Raw genomic sequence first — 10,971 nt, 5'->3', positions numbered from 1 at the left:
TCCTGGCACATCTCTTGATGAAATTATTCGTGCTTATTGTGAAGTCTAGTGTCTCATACTTATTTGAAATGACTATACTATGCAACTCCAAAGCCTGTATGTTCCCGTGCATAAGTTGGCTGAAGTCCTAGCACAATATCCTCTTTGGGTACTCCCATTTCTACCAATTCCTCAGCAATCTGCCTGTCAGTTTGATTTCGCTGAATCCAGATTTTGCCATTTTTAATATCCAAATGAAACACACAGTTATACACGCGGCGGTGTCCGTCCCATCCTAAATCGACGGCTAGATAGCGATCTTTTTCTTTATCAAAAATTGTTTCTACCTCAATTTCTCCGTTAATTGGTGCTATCTTGCTATCTTCAATGAGGAGTTTTTGAATGCACTGACGGTAATGCTCTAGTCGATCCATTTGACTATTGCCTCCTGAACAGGGTTATACACAATAAGCTTGACTTGGTGTTGTCGAACCGACGCTTGAGGTAACTCCCGACTGAAAAAAGATTCGTAAGTCGCGATGGGAACTGCCAAATATAAAGTGCGATCTGGTTCGAGCTTTTCTAAGACTAAACGGTAATTTAAAAATTGTCCCAACGCAGTATGAAAATCAGAGAGAGCTGAAGCGCTTAAAAAACTCTTGACTTCTACTGCAATTTTTTTTCCTGATTTTTCCGCACCGATGAGTCGTTCAGCTCCCAAATCGATTTCGACTCTCTCATTCTCTGCAAATTCTAGCCTGAGAGGATCGTGAGTAACCACCCACTCAGATTTTTCAAGACCTCGCTTCACAGCATTATGAAATAGATCCTTAGCTGACACTGGTTATACCTCACCTCTAAACCTATTTTAACTGATTGGAGTCAACTTGTAGGGTGGGTCAGTGAAAAACGCCTGAAGTATTGAAAAAATAACGCCAACTGACGCACCCTACAGTTTGTATAAGAGCGCGATCGCCCGTTAGCGAAAGCGTTGCGATCCGAAGGAAAGCCCGCCCCTACGGGGGCTACGCCAACGAAGAGGATCGCACACCAACATCCTCCTACAAATCAGCAGCGTGCTGCTTCAATTCATCCAAAGAAACGTATTCCAAAGTCAAGGCGTGAGTGGCGGCCAAAACCACAGGCGGCGCAACTCCTGCATCCATTGCTTCCTTCCACCGAGAAGCGCACAAACACCAGCAATCCCCAGGCTTCAAACCGGGGAAATTAAATTCGGGAACCGGAGTGCTCAAATCATTTCCATTCGACTTAGTGAATTGCAAAAACTCTTCTGTCAGTTGAGCACAAACAGTGTGAGCCCCAAAGTCGCCACCACCTGTATTGCATTTGCCGTCCCGATAATATCCTGTCATTGGCGAAGTGCAGCAATTCTCTAACTTTCCGCCCAGCACATTTGTAGCTTCCGTCACCATCGCAACTCCTGAGTAAAACTCTTCGATCTAATTTTACACAAATCGTTGTTTATATATTTTTTTCCATCGCAAAGTTGATGAATTTTTGTCCTCTGCGTTCTACTTCTTGTTTTGTAATCACAATAAATCCCTGGGTTTCAAAAAAAGGTCGAGCTGTAATGCTGGCTTCGGTAAATAACTTGTTAATTCCTAAGTCTTTGGCTTTTGACTCAATTTGTTTTAAAATTAGCCTGCCAACTCCTTGTCTTTGAAAATCTTGATGACAGTAAAAGCGATCGATATGGCCGCTTGCTTCTAATTCCCCAAAACCTGCAATTTTCTCACCCTCTTCTGCTACGAAAGTAAATTTAATGCTTAAACTTTTAGTCCAACGTTCGATATCCATATCTGCTGGCGCCCAAGCATCTACTTGTGCTTGTGTGTAATCGCGGATGTTTACTTCGTGTACGGTGTCGTAAAACAGTTTTACAATTTGTTGGGTATCACCGATTTCGTAGGTTCGTACTCTCATAAATTTTCTCACTGCGATCGCTTCTTTTATATTAATTTGGGATTTTTAACCGCTTCGCAACACGGAGGGATGTTGGCTTCTACCATTTTGTCTCATTTCTTGCAGGGCGATCGGCAAAAAATTTCTCTCCCACCCCTTGACAAACTCTCTTACTCTGTGTTGTAGTAAATATAACGATTGTTCGATATAAATAGCGACCCGTTCACCGACAGCATAAAATCAATTGTGTAGTCGCTTATACTATATCGACCGTTCGATATAGGATTATCGAACCAATAAATTTTAGACTTTAGGTAATCTAAAATCTAAAATCTATTCACCCATGCCAAAAATAGTTGACCGCGATCGATACCGTAAAGAACTACTAAACAAATGCTTTGACATATTTGCCGAAAAAGGTTACTCATCAGTAACTATGCGGGAAATTGGGTCAGAAATCGGAGTTTCTACAGGAACCCTTTATCACTACTTCCCGAGTAAAGAAAGTTTGTTCGAGCAGTTAATTGAATACTTGAGCTATGAAGATACAAAAGAAGAAGCAATTTCCGAACTGGGAAATCCGCCAACTTTAGCAGAAAAACTTGAAAAACTGATGGATTACTTCAGCAAAAATGAAGATTACATCCTGAAAAGTCTGTTAATGATATTTGAGTTTTGCCAACAAAAAACTCGTCAAGAGATTGAGAGCAATCAAGCACTTCAGGAATCGGGAAAGCGTTACGAAGAGGCACTCAGTTGCTACTTAGGTATCTCCGATCCAGCAATCGCTAGATTTATTATCTGTTATGGTGACGGTTTGCTGGTAAGAAGGTTTTATCAAGGTGAAAGAATATCTGTTGCAGAACAATGGACTTTATTAAAAGAGATGTTGCTCGCTTATTTAGACAAAAATAGCTGCAAGTAGAGGACAAGTATGAATTTTCAATCTTGGATAGAACCTAAAAATAGATTAGTAATCGGAATGGCAATTGCTGCCAGCATCATTACCAGCGGTACAGCTTTTTACGGGATTTCTCAGTTTGCACCGTTGGCTAAAAATACGGAACCTTTGCCAGCAGAAATACCACCACCGAGGAAAATAACGGCATTAGGAAGATTGGAACCGCAAGGAGAAGTGGTTCGCTTGGGAGTATCGCAAACTTTAGATGGCGATCGCATTTCCCAGCTTTTAGTCAAAGAGGGCGATCGAGTCAAAGCAGGACAACTAATCGCGATTTTGGATGCGCGCGATCGGCTGCAATCTGTTTTAGATGAAACTCAAGAAAAAGTCAAAGTTGCTCAAGCCCGTTTAGCACAAGTAAAAGCTGGTGCAAAGTCGGGAGAACTTGCAGCACAATCTGCCACAATTGGCAAGCTAGAAGCGGAACTGCAAGGCAACAAAACTGCACAACAAGCAACAGTCGATCGCCTGCAAGCACAATGGCAAGGCGACAGAATCGCACAGCAGGCAACTATCAGCCGAATCACGGCTCAGTGGCAAGGGGAGAGGAAAGCACAACAGGCAACAATTAGCCGCATAGCGGCACAATGGCAAGGAGAAAAAACAGCACAAATAGCAGCGATCGACAAATTGCAAGCCGAGTTTAATAATGCTAAAACTGAAGATTCCCGACATCAGCAACTCGCGGGTGAAGGTGCAATTTCTCAATCCGTAAGAGATACTAAGCGGCTGGCATTAGAAACAAGTCGCCAGCAAATTAAAGAAGCACAAGCTAATCTCAGCCGAATCAATAATACGGCAAAGCAGCAACTTGAAGAAGCAGAAGCAAACCTGGATCGAATTAACAATACAGCCAAACAGCAACTTAACGAAGCAGAAGCAAACCTAACTCGAATTAACAGTACATCAATCCAGCAGCTTAACGAAGCTCAAGCAACACTCAAGCGCCTTCAAGAAACTGGCATCGAACAACTAGAAGAAGCTCAAGCAACTCTTGACAAAATAGCCGAAGTCCGCCCCGTGGACGTGCAAGCAGCCGAAGCTGAGATCGAAAGTGCGATCGCCCAAGTGAAGCGCGCCCAAACCGAGTTAAATCAAGCTTCCATCCGCGCGCCCAATGCTGGAAAAATCCTGAAAATTCATACTCGTGCTGGGGAAAAAATCAGCGATGACGGCATTACAGACTTAGGAAAAACTGACCAAATGGTAGTCGTTGCAGAAATTTATCAAACCGACATCAGCAAAATTAAGCTAGGACAAAAAGCAGCGGTTATTAGCCAAGCATTCTCAGGAGAGTTGCAGGGAACTGTCAAAGAGATTGCGTTAAAAGTAAGTAAACAAAATGTGTTTAGTAACCAACCGGGAGAAAACTTGGACAGCCGAGTAGTGGAAGTAAAAATTCACCTGAATCCTGAAGCTAGCAAACAAGTTGCGGGATTGACCAATTTGCAGGTACAAGTAGCAATTAAACAAAACTAAAGTCTTTACTAAAAACCTTGGAGGATTGAAAGTTATGGTAGAATTTGGCCCCGATCCGAACCGACCTTATCCGATGGCAGACCAGCGCAGGGTTTGCTTTATCAAAAACTTCATAAAATCCCCCAATATTATCGTCGGCGATTACTCATATTATGACGATCCAATCGAGCCAGAAAACTTTGAAAAAAATGTACTTTACAATTACGGAAGTGACAAATTAATTATTGGTAAATTTTGTGCGATCGCCACTAACGTCAAATTCATTATGAGCGGTGCAAATCACAAATTAGACGGCATTTCTACCTATCCTTTTCCCGTCTTTGGGAATGGTTGGGAAACAGCCATGAATCTATTAATCGAACTGCCAAGTAAAGGCGATACTGCGATCGGTAATGACGTTTGGATCGGCTATGAGTCGGTGATTATGCCGGGAGTCAAAATCGGCGACGGTGCAATCGTTGCCGCCAAAGCAGTTGTAGTAAAAGATGTTCCCGCTTACACCATTGTCGGTGGAAACCCCGCACGTTCAATCAAACAGCGTTTCAGCGATGCTGAAGTTGCACAACTATTAGAAATTCGGTGGTGGGATTGGGAAATTGACAAGATTTCTCGCAACATTAACTTAATTATGCAATCTGATATTAAAGCGCTCAGTAATGCTGAGTAAACTCGCAAATATAGCGATTTACAATTAACAAACTGGAGGTTTCCCAATGCTTCAAATTGCATACTTAGTTCTCTGTATTCTGGGCACTGCTTTACCGTATTCCCAGTTTGTCCCGTTTCTCTTAGAAAAAGGGTTGAATATTAACGCTTTCTTCGGACAATTGTTTGCAAATCAAATTTCCGGCTTTTTTGGCATGGATGTAATCGTCTCTTCCGTGGTTTTTTGGTTTTTTGTATTTAGCGAAGGTTCGCGTCTGAAAATGAAAAACTTGGGGATTTATATTGCCACTAACTTACTGGTTGGTGTTTCCCTGGGTTTGCCTTTATTTCTTCTAATGCGGCAACGCAAACTTGAAGAAACAGCTTTAAATAACCAACAATAAATTCCCAATTCACAATTCCCATTTCCCAATTCCCAAAACTTATGTTTCGCAAAACACCCCTTGCGTGGTTGCAAGTAACTAGAGAAAAAACCCGCCTCGCTGTTGCTATAGCAGGAATTGCCTTTGCAGATATTCTGATTTTTGTGCAACTGGGATTTCAAGATGCACTATTCGATTCTGCCGTTAAGCCGCACCTAAGTTTACAGACAGATTTAGTTTTAATCAATCCTCAATTTGAAACTTTTGCTGCGGTAAAAGATTTTAACCGAGAGCGACTTTACCAAGCACAAGGAGTAGAAGGAGTAAAATCCGTTACTTCCTTATATATTGGTATGGGACAGTGGCGAAATCCCACAACCCGCACTACTCGATCGATTTTAATTTTTGGAATCGACCCCGGCAACATAACATTTAATTTGCCTGATGTCAATCAAAAATTACCTCAAATTCAAATGTTTAATCATGTGTTGTTTGACCAATCTTCTCGACCTGAATACGGCGAGATTGCCAATATTTTTCACAAACAATCTACCCTCGAAACAGAACTCAATAAACGCAATATTCAAGTAGGAGGAGTCTTTACTCTCGGTACTTCCTTCGTGGCTGACGGCAATGTCATTGCCAGCGATTCTACCTTCATGAACTTATTTCCCGATCGCACACCCGATCAAGTTGATGTCGGCTTAATCAACCTACAACCCGATGCCGATGTCAAAAAAACCCAGTCAATGCTCAAAGCTATATTGCCCGATGATGTCAAAGTTTTAACCCTAGCAGAATTTGCAGAAATTGAAAAAGCTTATTGGGCAAATGCTACTCCGATCGGCTTTATTTTCGGATTCGGTACAATTATCGGATTCGTTGTTGGTCTGATTATTGTTTACCAAATTCTTTACTCTGACGTTTCCGATCACCTAGCGGAATATGCGACTTTAAAAGCAATGGGATATAGCGATCGCTATTTAGTCGGAGTTTTAATTCAGGAAGCTCTGCTATTAGCTGTATTAGGTTTTATGCCGGGACTTGTTTTAGCCAACGGACTGTATTCGCTAGCACAATCTGCCACTTTACTGCCAATTTCTATGACCACAAATCGAGCGGTTGTAGTGTTAAGTTTGACGATCGTGATGTGTACTGGTTCCGGCGCCCTCGCCCTCCGCAAACTCCAATCAGCCGACCCCGCAGACATATTCTAATCTGCGTTCATCAGCGTCAATCTGCCTGCATCGGTCGGTCAAACTGATATTTTTAAGAACAGGCAAGATGCCTGTTCCACACAACTGATATTTTTAAGAACAGGCAAGATGCCTGTTCCACACAACTGATATTTTTAAGAACAGGCAAGATGCCTGTTCCACACAACTGATATTTTCTTGTGGGGTGGGCTTCTAGCCCGCCCATAAAAAGCTTCTTGATAATAGTGCAATATGTCATGTCAAAAAAAACTCCCGAAAATCACCATGCAAACCCTAAATTTTCCCGCTAACCCAACTACCGCAACCGAACCAGTAATTTCAGTCCAAAACCTCAACCATTACTTCGGTCAAGGCTCTCTCAAAAAACAAGCCTTATTTGACATAAATCTCGACATTAACCCCGGAGAAATAGTCATTATGACGGGACCCTCTGGTTCCGGCAAAACAACTTTATTGACAATGTTAGGCGGGCTGCGTTCTGCTCAAGAAGGCAGTCTCAAAATTCTTGGGCAAGAAATACACGGAGCTAGCAAAACTCAGTTAACTAAACTCAGAAAGCAAATTGGCTATATTTTTCAAGCACATAACTTGATGACATTCTTGACAGCCAAGCAAAACGTGCGAATGTCTTTGGAACTGCACAAAGAAATGCTAAATCAGAATATGGATGCTTTGTCAATAGCAATGTTAGAAGCAGTTGGTTTGGGAGAGCGGGCTAATTATTACCCCGAAAATTTGTCGGGAGGGCAAAAACAAAGAGTTGCGATCGCCCGCGCGTTAGTTAGCCGCCCTAAAATAGTTTTAGCGGACGAACCAACCGCCGCTTTAGACAAAAAATCCGGGCGAGATGTCGTAGAAATTATGCAAAAACTAGCAAAAGAACAAGGCTGCACGATTTTGCTAGTAACGCACGATAACCGCATTCTCGATATTGCCGATCGAATTATCTACATGGAAGACGGTCGTTTGGCAACAAATCCGAGTCTGGTAATTAGTGATTAGTCACTTTATTTGCTGGGCCCACAGCCTCGATCGCATCCTCCAAGGCGATAGATACATGAGTCCAATTAGTCCCCCCCTGACAAAAAGCCACGTAAGGCTCCCGCAGAGGCCCGTCAGCCGAAAATTCCGACGTACTCCCATCAATAAAAGTACCCCCAGCCATCACTAACTGACTTTCATACCCGTGCATCGGAGCAGGCACCGGATCTAAATAGGAACCGACGGGGGAATTTTGCTGAACAGCCCGACAAAAAGCAATTAACTTATCAGCAGAACCGAATTCGATCGCCTGAATCACATCTCGTCTTCTAGCCAAAGGCATAGGATTCACTCGATAACCCAACTTATAAAAAACATAAGCCGTCAAATGATTTCCCTTCATCGCCTCCCCCACAAAACCGGGAGCCATAAACAAACCCTGAAACAGCAACCGATTCAAATCAAAAGTTGCGCCGCCACTGCTGCCGATTCCCGGCGCCGTCAAGCGACAAGTTGCCGCCTCCACTAAATCAGCCCTCCCAGCGACGTAACCTCCAGCAGGGACGATCGTACCCCCCGGATTTTTGATTAAAGAACCAGCCATCAGATCCGCACCCACAGCAGTAGGTTCGCAATCATCAACAAACTCCCCGTAACAATTATCAACAAAGCAAATTGTGCTAGGATTCTGATGTTTGACTATGGCGACGATTTTTTCAATCTCAGAAATAGACAAACTCGACCGCCAAGAATAGCCGCAAGAGCGCTGGATAAAAACCAGGCGAGTCTTTGCTGAAATAGTAGAGCTCAATGCCTGCCAATCCAAACTTCCTTCGCGAGTTAGAGGCAACTCACGGTAACTAATGCCAAACTCAACAAGTGAACCTTGACCTTGCCCCCGCAAGCCGATCACTTCTTCTAAAGTATCGTAGGGAGAACCAGCCACTGCCAACATTTCGTCACCAGGACGCAGGATGCCAAAAAGAGCACAGGCGATCGCGTGAGTACCCGAAACAAACTGTACCCGGACAGCCGCGGCCTGGGCCCCTACCACTTCGGCAAATAACCCGTCCAAAGTCTCCCGACCCAAATCATCGTGGCCGTAACCCGTAACCCCTGCAAAATGGTGGACTCCAACCCGGTGGCTGCGAAAAGCTTTTAAGACTCGTTGAAGATTTTGCTTGACTGTAGTGTCAATACCAGAAAAAATCTGAAAGAGTGCCTGTTCTGCTTCCTGTAGCCGTGAAACGCTATTCATCTATACCTCGCTCACCCTTTGCGTGCGCGCTGTCCATTATGGCGTAGATGCGGCCCCTAGTTTGTAAACATAATATATTCATGACGATTGCAACTTCCAAAAAAACTTCTCCTGATTGGCCTGTCGTAGGCTTTATGGCCTTTCTGCACATCGGTGCTTTATTTGCTTTGCTGCCGGGTAATTTTAGCTGGTCTGCTGTCGGGCTAGCAGTATTCCTGCATTGGGTAACAGGTGGTTTAGGAATTACTCTCGGATTTCACCGCCTCGTCACCCACCGTAGTTTTCAAACACCGAAATGGCTAGAGTATTTTCTAGTTATTTGCGGTACCCTTTCCTGTGAAGGTGGTCCGATCGACTGGGTAGGAATGCACCGGTTACACCACATACATTCCGACACCGAAACAGATCCCCACGATTCCAATCAAGGCTTCTGGTGGAGCCACATGGGCTGGATGCTCTCGGATCTCCCGATCAGAGTGGAAATCCCCCGCTTTACTAAAGACATCGGCGACGACCCAGTATACAAGTTTCTCCAAGCATATTTTATCCCCATCCAAGTTGTCTTCGGTGTGTTGCTTTATTTATTAGGCGGCTGGTCTTTCGTGGTTTGGGGTGTGTTTCTGCGGATCGTGGTGGTGTTCCACTGCACTTGGCTGGTTAACAGCGCTACCCACAAATTCGGCTACCGCACCTACGAGTCGGGCGATCGATCGACCAACTGCTGGTGGGTGGCTCTGCTTACCTACGGCGAAGGCTGGCACAACAACCACCACGCCTTTCAATACTCGGCTCGCCACGGTCTCCAATGGTGGGAAATCGACTTCACCTGGATGACAATTCAATTGCTGCAATCGCTGGGTTTGGCAACCAAAGTGAAATTAGCCGAAAAATAGCCATCGGCAATTAGTCATTGGTTGTAGGTCATCAGTTCTGGACTAATGGCTGGTGACCAATGCCTCATCCTGTTTTTGCGATGGTAGAGGTTGGGTTGAACAGAGATCGACTCCCCTGGTGCGATCGACCCAACCAAAACCAGAATCAGTTATAATATAATTGGGAACAAAAAAATTTGTTTGGCAGCCAAATTTTTTATTTTCAAAATACAACCGTAAATCTTTTTCAATCCTAATCCCAAATCTATCATTGATTCTTTATTAGTTTGGGCAAGTGTGCAGCAAAAAAGTTCACTGCTCAATCCCAACTATTATGCGTGAATCTAGCTCGGCATCTCATCATAAATCAAAAAGAGAATGACAATTGCAACGCAAGAAAAACTCCAATACAATTGGAAGCACGTTATTAGTTTAGCAGGACTTCATATCGGCGCTTTGTTCGCACTGCTACCCAGTAACTTCAATTGGACAGCAGTTGGTTTAACAGTATTCATGCACTGGATAACCGGCGGTTTGGGAATAACTCTCGGATGGCATCGTATGCTCACCCACCGCAGTTTTCAGACACCAAAATTCGTAGAATATTTTCTAGCATTTTGCGGAGCCCTTGCCTGTCAAGGAGGAATAATTGATTGGGTTGGGCTGCACCGATTGCACCACACCCACTCTGACCAAAATGCGCTAGACCCTCACAATGCCCAAAAGGGTTTTTGGTGGAGTCACCTCGGCTGGATGCTATATAAAGGTCCAGCTCACGCTGAAATTCCCCGCTGCACAAAAGACATTTCAAGCGACCCCTTTTACCAGTTTTTGCAAAACTACTTTCTCCCGATGCAAATCGTCTTTGGCGTCTTGCTTTACTTAGCAGCAGGCTGGCCGTTTGTAGTGTGGGTAATTTTTGTACGCTTAGTTTTGGTGTATCACTGCACGTGGTTTGTTAACAGCGCCACTCACAAATTTGGCTACCGCACCTACGAAACAAACGATAGTTCTACTAACTGTTGGTGGGTGGCTGTCCTGACTTACGGTGAAGGCTGGCACAACAACCACCATGCTTATCAATACTCTGCCCGTCACGGGATGGAAAAGTGGGAAATTGACTTCACTTGGATGACAATTCAAGTCTTGGAAGCACTAGGTTTGGCTACTAAGGTGAAATTACCCGCCAAGTAGCAGCATGGGGCATGGGGCATGGGGCATGGGGCATGGGGCATGGGGCATGGGGCATGGGGCATGGGGCATGGGGCATGGG

At 44.1% G+C, this 10,971-nt stretch carries 13 protein-coding genes; 8 read left to right on the top strand and 5 right to left on the bottom strand.

The genetic code is table 11. The annotated features are described in order from the left end of the window. Nucleotides 1–77 precede the first annotated feature (77 nt). From QUB12_RS35045 to QUB12_RS35030, 4 genes are all read right to left on the bottom strand, one after another. The gene (locus tag QUB12_RS35045) at nucleotides 78–413 is read right to left on the bottom strand and encodes a XisI protein (RefSeq protein ID WP_333142547.1); all 336 of its coding nucleotides are present in this window, start codon (nucleotides 411–413) and stop codon (nucleotides 78–80) included. Next, a complete protein-coding gene (locus tag QUB12_RS35040; protein ID WP_333109179.1) occupies nucleotides 401–820 on the bottom strand; it encodes a XisH family protein in 420 nt (139 codons plus the stop codon). The genes QUB12_RS35045 and QUB12_RS35040 overlap by 13 nt, the downstream gene beginning before the upstream one ends. Before the next feature lie 220 nt (nucleotides 821–1,040). After that, a complete protein-coding gene (locus QUB12_RS35035; protein WP_333109180.1) occupies nucleotides 1,041–1,412 on the bottom strand; it encodes a DUF2237 domain-containing protein in 372 nt (123 codons plus the stop codon). 49 nt (nucleotides 1,413–1,461) lie between these two features. Further along, the gene (locus QUB12_RS35030; protein WP_333142548.1) at nucleotides 1,462–1,923 is read right to left on the bottom strand and encodes a GNAT family N-acetyltransferase; all 462 of its coding nucleotides are present in this window, start codon (nucleotides 1,921–1,923) and stop codon (nucleotides 1,462–1,464) included. A 322-nt stretch (nucleotides 1,924–2,245) separates the two neighbouring features. On the opposite strand from QUB12_RS35030, the gene QUB12_RS35025 reads away from it, so the two are divergent. From QUB12_RS35025 to QUB12_RS35000, 6 genes are all read left to right on the top strand, one after another. Next, the gene (locus QUB12_RS35025) at nucleotides 2,246–2,827 is read left to right on the top strand and encodes a TetR/AcrR family transcriptional regulator (RefSeq protein WP_333142549.1); all 582 of its coding nucleotides are present in this window, start codon (nucleotides 2,246–2,248) and stop codon (nucleotides 2,825–2,827) included. Nucleotides 2,828–2,836: 9 nt separating this feature from the next. Further along, nucleotides 2,837–4,342, top strand: a complete 1,506-nt coding sequence (locus QUB12_RS35020; protein ID WP_333142550.1) for an efflux RND transporter periplasmic adaptor subunit — start codon at nucleotides 2,837–2,839, stop codon at nucleotides 4,340–4,342. A 34-nt stretch (nucleotides 4,343–4,376) separates the two neighbouring features. Then, nucleotides 4,377–5,009, top strand: a complete 633-nt coding sequence (locus QUB12_RS35015; RefSeq protein WP_333142551.1) for a Vat family streptogramin A O-acetyltransferase — start codon at nucleotides 4,377–4,379, stop codon at nucleotides 5,007–5,009. A 46-nt stretch (nucleotides 5,010–5,055) separates the two neighbouring features. Next, nucleotides 5,056–5,391, top strand: a complete 336-nt coding sequence (locus QUB12_RS35010) for a DUF2834 domain-containing protein (protein ID WP_333142552.1) — start codon at nucleotides 5,056–5,058, stop codon at nucleotides 5,389–5,391. Nucleotides 5,392–5,432: 41 nt separating this feature from the next. Next, a complete protein-coding gene (gene devC, locus QUB12_RS35005) occupies nucleotides 5,433–6,587 on the top strand; it encodes an ABC transporter permease DevC (RefSeq protein ID WP_333142553.1) in 1,155 nt (384 codons plus the stop codon). 264 nt (nucleotides 6,588–6,851) lie between these two features. Further along, a complete protein-coding gene (locus tag QUB12_RS35000; protein WP_333142555.1) occupies nucleotides 6,852–7,589 on the top strand; it encodes a DevA family ABC transporter ATP-binding protein in 738 nt (245 codons plus the stop codon). Here the strand turns inward: QUB12_RS35000 and QUB12_RS34995 are convergent. Beyond that, complete coding sequence (locus tag QUB12_RS34995; RefSeq protein WP_333142556.1) at nucleotides 7,579–8,826, bottom strand: methionine gamma-lyase family protein; 1,248 nt, start codon at nucleotides 8,824–8,826, stop codon at nucleotides 7,579–7,581. The genes QUB12_RS35000 and QUB12_RS34995 overlap by 11 nt on opposite strands. An 80-nt stretch (nucleotides 8,827–8,906) precedes the next feature. Between QUB12_RS34995 and QUB12_RS34990 the strand changes: the two genes are divergently transcribed. Then, nucleotides 8,907–9,719: an acyl-CoA desaturase gene (locus tag QUB12_RS34990; protein ID WP_333142557.1), complete on the top strand. Its 813-nt coding sequence runs from the start codon at nucleotides 8,907–8,909 to the stop codon at nucleotides 9,717–9,719. Nucleotides 9,720–10,076: 357 nt separating this feature from the next. Beyond that, nucleotides 10,077–10,892 (top strand): fatty acid desaturase, encoded by an 816-nt coding sequence (locus tag QUB12_RS34985; protein ID WP_333310738.1) that lies wholly within the window; start codon nucleotides 10,077–10,079, stop codon nucleotides 10,890–10,892. The last annotated feature ends 79 nt before the right edge of the window (nucleotides 10,893–10,971 follow it).

This window comes from Microcoleus sp. B7-D4 (assembly GCF_036705125.1).
In the GTDB taxonomy this organism is placed as follows: Bacteria; Cyanobacteriota; Cyanobacteriia; order Cyanobacteriales; family Microcoleaceae; genus Microcoleus.
Note: the sequence above shows the minus strand (reverse complement) of the source record. Positions and strands in the feature narration are given on the sequence as shown.